Origin of the sequence: Flavobacterium anhuiense (assembly GCF_001705175.1) — a bacterium.
Classification (GTDB): Bacteria; Bacteroidota; Bacteroidia; order Flavobacteriales; family Flavobacteriaceae; genus Flavobacterium; species Flavobacterium anhuiense.
In genome coordinates this window covers 3,128,216-3,142,062 of record NZ_CP016907.1, presented here as the reverse complement: position 1 = coordinate 3,142,062, position 13,847 = coordinate 3,128,216, and the positions used below count along the sequence as shown (strand labels likewise).

9 protein-coding genes and 1 riboswitch are annotated in these 13,847 nt (G+C 34.6%); of the genes, 3 read left to right on the top strand and 6 right to left on the bottom strand.

What is annotated here, in order from left to right; all coding sequences use genetic code 11:
* Positions 1–530: 530 nt before the first annotated feature.
* The 6 genes from BB050_RS13760 to BB050_RS13735 form a co-directional block, all read right to left on the bottom strand.
* Positions 531–2,003 (bottom strand): aminotransferase class V-fold PLP-dependent enzyme, encoded by a 1,473-nt coding sequence (locus BB050_RS13760; RefSeq protein ID WP_066033933.1) that lies wholly within the window; start codon positions 2,001–2,003, stop codon positions 531–533.
* Between the two features lie 93 nt (positions 2,004–2,096).
* Entirely contained in the window at positions 2,097–3,086 is a 990-nt protein-coding gene (locus BB050_RS13755) for a TlpA disulfide reductase family protein (RefSeq protein WP_066033932.1), read from the bottom strand.
* Between the two features lie 239 nt (positions 3,087–3,325).
* Positions 3,326–3,426: riboswitch (SAM riboswitch) on the bottom strand.
* A 222-nt stretch (positions 3,427–3,648) separates the two neighbouring features.
* A complete protein-coding gene (locus BB050_RS13750; RefSeq protein WP_066033931.1) occupies positions 3,649–4,098 on the bottom strand; it encodes a response regulator in 450 nt (149 codons plus the stop codon).
* A 2-nt stretch (positions 4,099–4,100) separates the two neighbouring features.
* Positions 4,101–6,773 (bottom strand): PAS domain-containing sensor histidine kinase, encoded by a 2,673-nt coding sequence (locus tag BB050_RS13745; RefSeq protein ID WP_066033930.1) that lies wholly within the window; start codon positions 6,771–6,773, stop codon positions 4,101–4,103.
* A 220-nt stretch (positions 6,774–6,993) separates the two neighbouring features.
* Positions 6,994–7,197, bottom strand: coding sequence for a hypothetical protein (locus BB050_RS13740; protein WP_066033929.1), 204 nt, complete (start codon positions 7,195–7,197; stop codon positions 6,994–6,996).
* Between the two features lie 105 nt (positions 7,198–7,302).
* On the bottom strand, positions 7,303–7,650 hold the full coding sequence (locus BB050_RS13735) for a hypothetical protein (RefSeq protein WP_066033928.1): 348 nt from the start codon (positions 7,648–7,650) through the stop codon (positions 7,303–7,305).
* Between the two features lie 194 nt (positions 7,651–7,844).
* Here BB050_RS13735 and BB050_RS13730 point away from each other — a divergent pair, with 194 nt between their 5' ends.
* The 3 genes from BB050_RS13730 (at position 7,845) to BB050_RS13720 (ending at position 13,834) form a co-directional block, all read left to right on the top strand.
* Entirely contained in the window at positions 7,845–9,425 is a 1,581-nt protein-coding gene (locus BB050_RS13730) for an FAD-dependent oxidoreductase (RefSeq protein WP_066035168.1), read from the top strand.
* An 18-nt stretch (positions 9,426–9,443) separates the two neighbouring features.
* Positions 9,444–10,202: an SDR family oxidoreductase gene (locus tag BB050_RS13725; RefSeq protein ID WP_066033927.1), complete on the top strand. Its 759-nt coding sequence runs from the start codon at positions 9,444–9,446 to the stop codon at positions 10,200–10,202.
* Positions 10,203–10,597: 395 nt separating this feature from the next.
* Complete coding sequence (locus tag BB050_RS13720) at positions 10,598–13,834, top strand: CheR family methyltransferase (RefSeq protein WP_066033926.1); 3,237 nt, start codon at positions 10,598–10,600, stop codon at positions 13,832–13,834.
* Positions 13,835–13,847 lie beyond the last annotated feature (13 nt).

The window sequence follows — 13,847 nt, the reverse complement described above, 5'->3', positions numbered from 1 at the left end:
TAATTTTTGGGAATTGTAATCAATATTCTTCAACAAACCTTTCGGTAAAACTTGAAATCTTTCTATAAAAAAGTCACGGCGTAAAATCTGAAATTGTTCTTTTGCGATAATTATTTTGATATAAATTTAAACAATTATTATTCGAGACTTTAGAGTACAAACACTCAAAATTGTTTCATTTTATAAATTGGAACAATTTTTAAGGCTTTGAAGCAAAAAAAATTGCAACAATCAGATGATCATTGCAATTTTAGAGAAATCAAAATGTAATTATCGGCGTATAATTTTATCTCAATTTTTACAGCATCCATTAAATAGCCCATTGAATGCATGGCGAAAGTGTATTCATCATATAGAATAAAACTAATTTTGTCAGAAATAATAATGATGTATTACAAAGTATGAGTTTAGTGCATTAATCAGTGTGGCTCTCTTTTTAGGACTATCATTTCCAAATCTTTATCAAACGGAATCTCGACTTTATACTAAAAACCTAACAGGTTCTCAAAACCTGTTAGGTTTACTACTAACTAATCTAACTTAAACCATTCATTTACTTCTCTTGCGATGGTATCTTTAATTTCGGGATTTTCAAATTCATTTGAAACCGAATTATATACATAATCTTTTTTCCACTTTTTATAATTATGAGCCACTTTTTCAATGGCATCGCAGATATACAAAAGCTCTTCATTGGTTGTAATTGGATGCAATGACAAACGTACCCAACCCGGTTTATTGGTCTGATTTCGCTGTAATAATTCGTTTGTAATCTCTGCCGATTTCTTTTCGTTGATATTGAACAAATAATGCGCATAAGTACTAGCACACGACCAGCCACCGCGAACCTGAATTCCGAAACGGTCGTTTAAAAGTCTTACAATCAGATTGTAGTGAATATCTTCAATTACAAACGAGACACAGCCGATTCGCTCAGTGGTCAAATCTCCTAAAATAGACAAGCCTTGTATTTTTTGAAGTCTCGAAAAACAAAGGTCAAGCAATTCTTTTTCTCTTTTTTTGATGTTCTCCACTCCCATTTGCTCTTTCAATTCTAAAGCCAATGCCGTTCTAATAACCTGCAGAAATCCTGGAGTTCCGCCATCTTCTCTTACTTCTATCACATCACTGTAACAATATTTTCCTAACGGATTGGTCCATTTTACATTTCCTCCACCTGGATTATCAGGAAAATCAGATTGGTATAATTTTTCATTAAAAACCAAAATACCGCAAGTTCCAGGACCGCCTAAAAATTTATGAGGAGAAAAGAAAATCGCATCCAATTGTTCTTCTGGGTCTTCTGGATGCATATCAATTTTAACATACGGCGCCGAAGCTGCAAAATCTACAAAACAAAGTCCGCCGTTTTGATGCATGATTTTGGCCAATTCGTGATAAGGCGTAATAATTCCTGTAACATTTGAACAAGCTGTAAACGAACCGATTTTTAAGCTTCTGTCGGCATATTTTCTTATTGCTGACGAAAGAGCTTTTGGATCGACTAAATTATTTTCATCAGGTGGCAGAATAACCACTTCTGCATTCGTTTCATACCAAGAAACCTGATTGGAATGATGCTCCATGTGTGTGATGAAAACCACTGGTTTATCTTCTTCAGCTTTTGTTCGAAGCGCCATGATACGCTGCAATTTTGATAAAGCAGCCGTCATACCGCTCCCAGTAGTAACCAAAACGTCTGATGGGCTGGCATTTACCGATTTTTTAATAATATCTCTCGCATGCTGATAGGCGTAAGTAGAAGTTTTTCCTGTCTGACTTGAAAGTGAATGCGTATTGGCAATCATGGGACCAATTTTATTGAGCATGATATCTTCGATCGGGGCGTATAACCTTCCGCTGGCAACCCAGTCTGCATAAACTAGATTCTGTTCTCCGTAAACCGATTCGAAAGTATGGTCAATTCCTACTGTATTTTCTCTAAATTTAGAAAAGTAACACTCAGGTTCTGTTGGTTTTGTTGTTGGCTCAATAGCATTCATATCCTTGTCATTTTAAATTAACTAATATTGTATTTTTTGTATTTCTTATCAATCTTATCATTCATCTGAAAGACAAGATTGCGCTTTTCTTTTTTAAATTTTATTTTCTAAAAGTCTTTTCAATGTAGATTGCAATTCTTCTCCATACAGGTTTTTCGCAACGATTACTCCTTTAGGATCCACCAAATAATTTCCAGGAATGGCTCTTACACCATATAATTTGGCAACTGCACTGTTCCAGAAAAGCAAATCAGAAACATGCGTCCAGGTTAAATTATCGTCTTTAATTCCTTTAAGCCAATTTTCTTTCTTTTTATCCAAAGAAATTGCGACAATATTGAATCCTTTGTCATGAAATTCTTTGTAAGCCGCAACAATATTTGGATTCTCTCTTCGGCAAGGTCCGCACCATGAAGCCCAAAAATCAATTAAAGTATAGCCTTTTAAGTTATCATAAAGTCGAACTGGCTTTCCTTCTGGATCATTGGCTGTAAAATCTGGGGCTTTTTTACCTACCGATAATCCGTCTAAAACAATAGCCAGTTCTTTTAATTCTTTCACGTAAGTAGTACTTTGAAGACTTTTATCTAGCAAAGCAATATTTTGTGTAATCTGTTCAGGTGTTAATCTGTAAGACCAGTTTCTGTACAATACATAAGCAGAAACAATAGATTTTGGATTTTCTGTTATGAATTTACTGATTTCTACATCTTTGCTCTTTTTATAGGCTTCAAACAAATCCTGAGAAGCAGAACCTTCAACCACAGATGTTGTGTAATATTTCTTCGGACTCAGTTTTACTGTAATCGGATTTTTTTCTAGAAAAATATACAATGGCGAGCTTTCTGTATTTACGCTTAATCCGTATAAATCTGGCGTTTTTACTTTCGTTTTAAAACTGAAATTACCGTCTTTTACTTTTGCCGAATCAATCGTGGTAAACATCTTATTGTGAAACTTTTGCAAGTAAACGTATTGCGTTACAGTATCGGCAACCGTTCCTTTCAATTGTAAATTATTTTCCTGAGCCTGAGTTTGAAGAGCTCCAAGAAATAAAGCGAAACCTAATAGTATTTTTTTCATTTTTTTTTAGTTTTAAGATTAGACAAAAGAATTTCAGGCCAATGTCAGAAGTCATTGGCAGTATTTTATTTTACAAAGAGAATCTAGAATAAACTATTGTTTTAGCATTTAGAAAAAAGCAAAGGCGTTTTCTTCAAAAATGGAATTCAAGAGCTCATAACCGACATATACAATTGATTCAGCTTTCATATTAATAAAGATTTGGTTAGATGATCTTAAACAGATTTACGGAGAAATCTTTCTTATCTGCCCGCTTGTAGCGGAAGGATTTAGCACCTTATTCGGCAACAGGTTGCTAAGACTTCATTGGGCCTATTCCCTCAGTCTTTCTGGATAAGTATCATGTTATAAATTTTCTTCGATACAAATATATATTAATTCTACCGAATTAGTCAAGTTTAAGTTGAGTTTTTTTAAAATTAATTGAAAAAGCGTTTTTAAGAAGAAAACAAAGCACTCATAATCAAATAATTAAAAAATACAAATACATTGTTTTGAAATTCTTATTTATAAAAGAAATTCATACGTTTTTAAAATCTGAATTGAAAAGTATTTTTAAATTCTAAAGAAAAAGATGCAGGTATTGGTTCTTTTCCAGATTGGAAAGCGGTTCTTTTAATCCGTTTTCAAGATTTGAGGTAATCAGTCCCAACACTTGTTTTAGATCGTTGAAATTATTTGGCTTCACAAAATAACAGAATGCACCAAGGTTGCCAGCAGCTTCCATATCATTTTTGTGTGAAGAAGTAGAAATCATAATTACCGGAATATCTTTATAACGCTCTTCCGATTTTAATCGTTTCAGACATTCCCATCCATTCATAATAGGCATATTTAAATCTAAAAAGACAACTTCAGGTATTTTATCATGACTATTTAGCATTTTCAATGCTTGATCCCCATTTTCTGCACAATGACAAATAATACTTTCATCTATATCAGCCAACGCTTCGCAAAACATTTCTGCGTCGTCCCTGTCATCATCGGCTAATAAAATTATTTTCTTACTCATGCTTAAATGTCTTTTTCTGTTTGTTCAAATGGCAACATAATTGTAAAAACAGCTCCTTTATCCACAATTCCATTTGCTGTAATGCTGCCTCCGTGACGTTCCGCTATTTTTTTACAAAGCGACAACCCTAAGCCAGTTCCTTCATAACGGTCTTTAGAATTTAATCGGGTAAAAGTTTCAAAAATACGTCCCGTCTGATCGGGGTCAAATCCGATTCCGTTGTCTCGTACCGTAATTACAGCTATTCTTTTACCGTCTTCAAATTTTTCTTCTGCATTAATGGCAATCTGCGGCGGAACATTTTCTTTAGCAAATTTAATCGAATTGTTTATCAGATTATAAAACAATTGATAAAGCAGCACAGAAGCTCCTTCAATAACAGGAAGTCCTTGATAATAAATATTTCCGCCTGTTCTTTGTAGTGAAATTTCCAGATCGGTTTCTATATTTTTGATGACTTCGTTAAGATCAACTATTGTTGCTTTCTGCGAGTCGGCATTGATTTTAGAATAGGCAAGTACACCGTCAATCATAGTAAACATGCGGTCTGCCGCTACATGGATTCTTTCAATATATCTCGTTGCCGATTCGTCGAGCTTATTTTCAAGATGGTCTTCCAAACGGCTTACAAATGTTTTTATTTTCCTAACAGGCTCTTTTAAATCGTGAGAAGCGACATGAGCAAATTGCTGTAAATCATCATTAGAACGCTGGAGTTCTTTGGTACGGTCCGCCACCAAAATTTCCAGCTTTTCGGTAATCGACTTCTGTTCATGAATATCGGTGCAGGTACCAAACCAATTGGTGATAACGCCTTCTTTATCTCTAATAGGAAGTGCTTTACTCAAAAACCAACGGTATTCGCCTGTACTTCCATTTTTTAAACGAAATTCCATTTGGTAAGAAGACCCCGCTTGAACGCTTTGATACCAAGTTCTTAAAACATCATAAACATCATCGGGATGGAGCGCTGGAACCCAACTGGAATCGCCAAATTCATATTCATTAAAACTGGTGTATTCATACCATCTGCTGTTGTAGTAATCTATAAATCCGTCAGGACGAGCAGTCCAGATAATTTGAGGCACCAGATCGGCAAGCTGTCTAAATTTCTCTTCGCTTTCTGCTATAACATTTTGAAGTTCTTTTTGTGAAGTAATATCACTCGCGGCGCCAAACCATTCTACGATTTTTTCTTTTTCATCTAATATCGGAACCACTCTAGACAAAACCCATCTTACAGAATCATCTTCTTTTATAATTCTGTGTTCCATTTCAAAAATGCTTTTCTCCACTATAGATTTAGAAATAAGATGAACTGCTTGTTCCAAATCGCCAGGATGTACAAATTTATCCAGCCAATTGATACTTTGCCCTCCAGTTCCAGAAAGCCTTCCTCCTCCTTCAAGGCTATGCATTACCATCCAATCAGAATCCATTCGGTAAACCAGATCAGATGAAGCGTTGACCAAAGCTCGAAAACGGTTTTCACTTTTTTCCATTTTCTGGCGAGCTTCAACTTGTTCGGTAACATCAACCGCTACTTGAATCATTCCTGTTATCTGATCTTCTTCAATTAATGGGCGATAGGTCAAGTTATAATAGTAGTTTTTTAATTCTCCCGTTCGATTGTGCGGTACAAGAACCTCGCTTTGGTCAAAAGGAATTCCTTCATTATAAACCTTTAAAACCTGCTCCCAAACATATTGCCCTTCAAGTTCCGGCAGCACATCAATCAATCGCATACCAATAATTTCTTCACCACGTCCTATCATTTGAAGCATGTGTTTATTTATCTGCTCAATAACCAAGTCGTCTCCTCGTAGCACTAAAGTTGGGGCTGGTGTCTGATGGATCATTTTGCGAAAACGGTTTTCACTCTGCTGCAATTTTTCTTCAGCTTGTTTGCTTTCCGTAATATCTCGTGTCGTTCCTGCTACAAGTTCCACTTTTCCGTCTTCATTAAAAACGGGAACAAAAATATAATCGTATATCCTTCTTCCTAATTCTGCATGCGGAAAAGAAACAGTTCCTCTAATGGATTTTTTTTCAGCAACTACAATGTCTATTTCTCTTTCGTGCATTTCGGCATGCCAATCTTCATATCCATTTTCTCGAAGGCCGCGCCCAATTGCATCCTCTGCCGATTTCCCCCACATTGTCAGTAAGGCTTTATTGGCATAAGTAAACTTATAATCGAGATCAAACACATAGACCAAATCGGGAGTCCCATTTATTATAGAGTTGTAAAGCCTTTTTTGTTTTTCCGCATCAATTAAAGCAGTATTCAGTTCGGTTTCGGCATGTTTCTTTTCGATAATATCCTCCATTGTCATTACCAATAAATCATCTTGCATAACAACAGTAAATTTCAAGCACTGTTTTCCTCTTTCGTCATTATGCCATTGCTCAAAATAGGCTGTAATTCCGGTTTCTGCGGTTTCAATACACTTTTCGAGAATCGTGTTTCCTTCAATTTTAGAAAAAACTTTACTGAATCTCTTTCCCTTGTAGTCTTCGATATTGATCCAATTTATAAGGTAGTTATTTAGCAACAGCACTGAAAAATCTTCGATTGTATTTTTAGTGCTATGCAAAGGTTTTAAAACTGCAATACCATTTGGCGCAGCATTAAAAACAGTTTTAAAAAGGTCTAAATTATTTATTAACTCCATTATCTTACTGAGTGGAAATAATTTCTAATGCTGCTTAATTTACAAAATACGCTCAATTTTGTTAAATTCCTTCTCAAATATAAATAAAAACGCATTCACTTTAAGCAATCTTTAAAATGATTTTTAACTAAAAACATAGTAAAAGTCTTTTCTGATGCAACATCAAAAAAAGCTGAATCCTTTAGATCCAGCTTTTTGTTTTTTGTGCATAATAAAACAATTATCGCTTGATAGAATCGGTCTTAACGGTAGAAGTCGTATCCATATCTATGGTATCAACTTCTGGTCCAACAGTATCCATAGTGTTTTGAATGCTATCATTTTCATGCGAATCTATTGTGGTGCTTTCATTCTTTTTACAAGAAAATGCTAATCCTGCTAGGAGAATCAAAAAAGCCATTTTAGTTATTATTTGCGTTTTCATAATTATATTTTTTAATGAACATTATCAAATTTTAATTTTTATAAAAATAGCTCTTTATATAAATGTACTCTTTACACAATTTTCAAAACTTCTTATATAATGCTGTTATTTCTTTTTCTTCTTTATACTGTCTTTTTTCAATCTTACGCTATCTTTTTGCACACCCGATTCGCTGGTGTAGGTTGCGCCATCTTCTGCGCTCGCACTGGGACCTGTACCTGTTCCAGCGTTGCTATGCTCTGCAGATCCGCTATTGCCAGATCCCATGCTCTGCGGATCTTCGACATTTACGGCATTATCATTAATGCTTCTTGCAGTGTCTTTTGCCGCTGCACCAGTATCCAGCGGATTTTGGTTAGTTTCTATTTCGTCGCTGTACCCATCATTATTGTTTTTACAAGAACCTATCATTCCTGTTAGAATAATGAGAATCAAAATTTTTAATGTTTTCATAATAATTCGTTTTTACAATTTGCACTAAGAAACTACCATTCAACTATTTATGTTTACAAAATTTCTATTGGTTTTTATATAAAAGCACAATGGAAATCCTATAAATTTTTAGAATTAAAACTGTAAGCCATTGGTATTTTTTACTTAGTAGCTTTGATATGAATGCATTAGACCTCAACAAAAAGTTTAAAAAAATGGAAAATTCAAATCAAAATATAAATGAAGGCAGTATTACTTCAGGTGATAATGTTTCTTTCTGGATCGATTCTACCGATATAATCGCTTTCGAAAAACCAACTCAGGACATTACTACTGAAGTGCTGATTATCGGAGGCGGTATTGCGGGACTTACAACTGCTTATAAGCTTTTAAAAGCAGGGAAAAAAGTGGTTTTGGTAGAAGACGGTTTTATTGGCAGCGGAGAAACAGGAAGAACTACAGCACATTTAACTTGTGCCTTAGACGATAGATATTATTATCTTCAAAACACATTTGGAAAGGAAAACGCCCGACTTGCCGCCGAAAGCCATACGGCCGCAATAGATGAAATAGAAAAAATTGTAAATGAATTACAGATTGATTGCGATTTTGAAAGAGTAAACGGTTATTTATTTCTTCATCCGAATGACAAGGAAAAAAATTTGGATAAAGAATTTGAAGCTACTCAAAACGCAGGGTTAGAAACTGTTCTTTTAAACCATACGCCTTCGCTGGCCGAATCTCAGAATCAAAGATGCCTCGCATTTAAAAATCAGGCGCAATTTCATATTTTACATTATGTAAAAGGACTTTCAAAAGCTATAATCGATTTAGGCGGCACTATCTATACTGAAGCACACGCCGAAAATATAACCGAAAAAGGCGCCACCGTAAATGGTTTTAATTTTTGTGCCAAATATATAGTTGTGGCAACTAATACACCTATTAACGATGTGCTGACCATGCATACCAAACAGCACGCTTACCGAACCTACGTTATTGGAGGAAAAATTCCGAAAGGCAATTTGCCACATGCTTTATGGTGGGATACTGGAGATCCAGAATCCAAATGGGTCGCACAGCCTTATCATTATGTGCGATTGCAAAATTTTGATGATGAACATGATCTGCTGATTGTGGGAGGTGAAGATCATAAAACAGGACAAGCTGATGAAGAAGGAATATCTGCATTTTCGCGTTACGAGCTATTGGAGATTTGGGCTAGAAAATATTTTCCATTATTAAATGAAATCAGCTATAAATGGTCTGGACAGGTTATGGAACCTTTTGATTCTTTAGGCTTTCTGGGCAGAAATCCAGGTGATCAAAATGTCTTTATCATTACTGGTGACTCTGGAAACGGAATGACTCACGCTACTATTGGAGCCATGATTATTTCTGATATGATTCAAGGGATCGATAATAAATGGCAGGATTTATACAGTCCGTCGCGAATTACTTTTAAAGCAATTGGAGATTATATGAAGGAAGCTGGAAATATGGCTTCGCAATATCTAGATTGGATTACAGGATCTGATCTTGACAACACAGCCGATTTAGAACCTGGGGACGGCGGTATTCTATCTTTCGGATTACGAAAAGTGGCAGTTTATCGAGATTACGACAAGACGCTTCACGCCTTCTCTGCTGTTTGTCCGCATTTGGGCTGCATTGTGCAATGGAATTCAGACGAAAAATCTTTTGATTGCCCGTGCCACGGTTCCAGATTCGCAGCCGACGGAACAGTATTGAATGGTCCTGCTGAAAGCAATTTAAGCAATCTTCACATTAAATAATATAAAAATATATACAGCATGGAAATCTTATCAAACTACTTTACTGAAAATATATCTCAGAAACGAATTGTAATAACGGGCGGTACAACTGGAATTGGCAAAGCTATTGCCGATTTACTAGTTTCTCTTGGCGGAAAGGTCTTTATTTTTGGAAGAGATGAAACCGACTTTTATCACGCTATGGATGATATTAAAGCTAAATCGTCTAAAGGGGAAATCTATGGAGAAACAGCAGATATCACCCAAAAAGAAGATATTGCCAGAATTTGGGAAAGGGTTGACAAAATCCTTGGCGGAATAGATATTTTAATTAACAACGCTGCTCTGCCAGCTCGCGGCATTATTGAAGGCGAGTATGAGGATTGGAAGTATATTTTAGAAACCAATATCTTAGGATATATAGCTTTTGCGAAAGAAGCAGTCAATAGAATGAAAGAACAAAAATCTGGGCATATTGTAAATATTGGTTCTATGAGCGCCGAAGTCAAAGAAAAAACAGGCGTTATTTATGTAGCCACCAAAACTGCCATAAGAGGTTTTAGCACAGCTTTACGCAAAGAAATTAATCCGCTTGGAATTAAAGTATCGCATGTAGAGCCAGGTGCGGTAACAAGTAATATGCAGCCTGATCCAAAAGAAGTCCAAAAAGAGAAAATAAAAGAAATGAAGATGCTTGAAGCAGAAGATATTGCCATGAGTGTATTATTTTGTCTCTGCCAGCCCAAACGTTGCGATGTTGTTAGCATGCAAATAAGACCTCATCTCCAGATCATTTAAAAATAAAATACTCACTTTTTTCATTTTTTTAATTTGAAAATGCCTGTACAAATTTCTGTGCGGGCGTTTTCTTTATTGTTCTGAAAATTATAGAATTTAATCTGAAAATTATGTAAACAAAATTTCAGATTTCATTTTTATATTAGCGTTACCATACACAAAATCTTTTTAATCTTCACTTAATAAAGTCTATTGTTTAATGGACTCTTATTTTTAAACAAACTGAAAATTTAAAAATAGCTGTCTTTAATCGTTTATTTGGTGAAAGCAATCTCATACTTTCTATTTTCTATTTTGTTGCTATACATGCATTTACTAATTGCATCTGTTTTTGCATGTCTACGTTTTTAGTATAAAGCTTTCGTCATATGAAGGTAACTTAACCCCAAACGACCATGAATATTGTGCATTTAAATAGAACTCAAAAAGCCGAATCTTTTTTTCCGATTGTTGCCATTAGTTCAGCTTCATCAGAAATTGAAATTCTAAAAAAAGTAATTTCAGAATTTCCTGCAGATTCTAGAATGGCTTATCTCATTATGGAAGATTTGTATTTTCCACAAACCGAAAATCTAGCATTGGAACTCGAATCGTATTCAGAAATGCCAGTTATAGAAATTGTCAGCTCAGTAGATCTTCACCCAAATCACATTTATGTTATTCCAGCTAATAATTTTCTCGAAATCGAAAATGGTTCGCTTGTGCTTAAATCACGAACAAGAAGCAGTAATTCTGCCAACTGCCTCGATTTCTTTTTTGATTCTCTTGCTAGCATTTATAAAAGTTATACCATTGGTCTTGTTATTTCTGGAAGCGCTGTAGATGGTTTTGCCGGACTTAAAAAAGTCAAAGAAATGGGCGGTACTTCTATTGCAATTCTGCACAAAAAGGGAGTTCCGAAAAACGATGACACTGGAAATTTTATAGATTATTTTAGTCCGCAAGATCGAGTTTCAGACAAATTAAAAGAAATACAAAACAGTTATGTAGTCAATCACGCCTACCAAGACAATCAAAATAATAACAACGAAGAGGAAGAAAATCTACTTAAAGAAATTACTGCTTTATTACTACTAAGAACTGGAACCAATTTTCAACATTATAAGCATCAGACAATTCGAAGACGTATTGCAAAAAGAATGGTGGTTACACATCAGGAAAGCACTCAAAAATACTTGAATATTCTAAAAAACAGTACAGCAGAACAAGACGCTTTGTTTAATGATATTCTTATTCCTGTGACTTACTTTTTTAGAGATGCTTCATTTTTCGATCATTTGTGCACAGCCATTTTTCCCTCTTTAATAGAAAATGTAAACAATGAGATTTTACGTATTTGGTCTGCGGGCTGCTCGACGGGAGAAGAAGCATATTCACTGGCAATTTGTCTGCACGAATATTTAGAGCAGAACAATAAGCATAATATAAAAATTCAAATTTTTGCCTCCGATTTATCTGATCATTGCATTGTCAAAGCGCGCTCGGGAGTATACACTTTGCAAGATGTCAAAAATATTAGCACTGAAAGACTCGAAAAATATTTTACAAAAAGAAACAATACATTTCATGTCAATAAAATTATTCAGGACATGTGTGTATTTGCCGTTCATGATTTAACAAAAGATGCCTCATTTTCTAAAATAGATCTTATCTCCTGCCGCAATGTTTTAATCTACTTTGATACAGAATTACAAAATCAAGTGTTGACTACTTTTCATTATTCTCTACGAGATAACGGATATTTATTTTTAGGAAAAGCAGAAACAGCCCATAATATGCCCGATTTATTTGCCATAGTGGACAAGCAAGAGAAAATCTATATTCGAAAAAATGATACGAAACATCCCAAAACTATCCGTTTAGGCTCAAACAGCGATCGAACAAAAAATGTTGCCTCAGAAACTGAAATAGATTATAAAAAAATTGCTTCTGACATTCTTCTTGAAAATTTTTCTCCTGCGGCCGTAATGATAAACGAACAGCTTGAAATTGTCTATTTTCACGGAGACACAAGTCCGTTTTTGCAGCCAGCATCTGGAAAACCAAGTTTTAATATCTTAAATATGGTTCGAGAAGAGATTAGTCTGGAACTTAGAAATGCCATTTTAAAAGCAAGAAACGAGAAAAAAAACTTCTCAGGCGGCTACATTGCTGTAAAAAAGCAATCTTTTTTAACTTCTTTCGAAGTTATTTTTCTTCCTTCAAATCTTGATTTGCTATTGATTGTCTTTTGCAAAAAAACACTTTCGCATTCAGAACTCATTACCAATGCCGAAAGTCCTTCGAACGAATTTGAAAAAGAATTGCATCAGCTTCGAGGCGATTTTAAAAGAGTTACCGAAGAACAGCAGATTTATTTTGAAGAACTGCAGAATACCAACGTAGAATTATTGACTAATACTGAAGAACTACAGCTTATAAACGAAAAACTAACGGCTTCTGCTGAAGAATTGAAGTCAAATAACAAGGAGCTTTCTTTTTTAAATGAAGAATTACAGAACCGTAGGGATGAACTTGCTCTTATGCGAAACTTTTACGAATCTATTGTAAAAACAATCCGAGAGCCAATACTTATAATTGATCGAAACGCTGCTATAAAAAGCGCCAATACTTCATTTTACAATTATTTTAAAACCATTCAGGAAGAAACAGAAGGAAATTCAATTTTTGAAATTGGCTCTTGCCATTGGAATATTCCAGAATTCAAAGAATCTGTTTTGAAGAAAGTAAATCAGGGAGAAACGGTAGAAAATTTTAAAATCAGTTTTATTCTTGAAAACGGAATAAAAAAAACAATGATTTTAAATGCCACTCCCATTATTCATTCTGTTCCCGAAGGAATGATTTTAATTGCACTTGAAGATATTACAGAGTTAGAGTTTAGCAATGAATCTATTAAAAATAAAAACCTTGAATTAAAAAGCTACAGTGAACATCTAGAATCATTTACCAACGCAGCGAGCCATAATTTGCTTGAACCTGGACGAAAAATCTATATGTTTGGAAAAAAGGTTTTAGACTCCGAAAAGTTATTGTCGGAATCAGGAAAACACAATTTGCATCGTCTATTGAATACAGCTGTAAATCTGAATCAGCTTATTGAAGATTTAATTGATTATTCTAAAGTAAATTTTAGCGAAAAATCTTTTAAGAAGACTGATCTTAATGTTGTAATAAAAAAAGTTATGATCGAACTAAAAGTCATGATCCAAGAGCACAAAGCAGAAATTATTTCCGATTTGCTTCCTGTTCTTTATAGTATTCCTTCCCAGATGAAACAGCTTTTTTCTCATTTAATAATCAATTCTATTAAATATACTAAGAAAGGTGTAAATCCCCAGATTAAAATAAGTGCAGTACAGCCATCTCCAGAGGAAATTAAACATGTAAATGCCAATTCAAGCCGAAATTATACTAAAATCATGATTAAAGATAATGGAATGGGGTTTACGAAAGATTTTGAAAATTTAATTTTTGATCCTTTCTATAAACTTCATAGTAACGAAGACCATTATGGCAGCGGATTGGGTTTGACGATCGTGCATAAGATCGTTTCCAATCATAACGGTTTCATTCAAGTTTCAAGCAAACCAGAAAAAGGAACTATTATTTGTATTTATCTTCCTGTATAAAAAAAGAGTGGAA

What these genes read in the sequence shown, in the direction of transcription:
- BB050_RS13760 (WP_066033933.1), bottom strand. Translation starts at nt 2,003, where the DNA reads ATGAATGCTATTGAGCCAACAACAAAACCAACAGAACCTGAGTGTTAC.
- BB050_RS13755 (WP_066033932.1), bottom strand. Translation starts at nt 3,086, where the DNA reads ATGAAAAAAATACTATTAGGTTTCGCTTTATTTCTTGGAGCTCTTCAA.
- BB050_RS13750 (WP_066033931.1), bottom strand. Translation starts at nt 4,098, where the DNA reads ATGAGTAAGAAAATAATTTTATTAGCCGATGATGACAGGGACGACGCA.
- BB050_RS13745 (WP_066033930.1), bottom strand. Translation starts at nt 6,773, where the DNA reads ATGGAGTTAATAAATAATTTAGACCTTTTTAAAACTGTTTTTAATGCT.
- BB050_RS13740 (WP_066033929.1), bottom strand. Translation starts at nt 7,197, where the DNA reads ATGAAAACGCAAATAATAACTAAAATGGCTTTTTTGATTCTCCTAGCA.
- BB050_RS13735 (WP_066033928.1), bottom strand. Translation starts at nt 7,650, where the DNA reads ATGAAAACATTAAAAATTTTGATTCTCATTATTCTAACAGGAATGATA.
- BB050_RS13730 (WP_066035168.1), top strand. Translation starts at nt 7,845, where the DNA reads ATGGAAAATTCAAATCAAAATATAAATGAAGGCAGTATTACTTCAGGT.
- BB050_RS13725 (WP_066033927.1), top strand. Translation starts at nt 9,444, where the DNA reads ATGGAAATCTTATCAAACTACTTTACTGAAAATATATCTCAGAAACGA.
- BB050_RS13720 (WP_066033926.1), top strand. Translation starts at nt 10,598, where the DNA reads ATGAATATTGTGCATTTAAATAGAACTCAAAAAGCCGAATCTTTTTTT.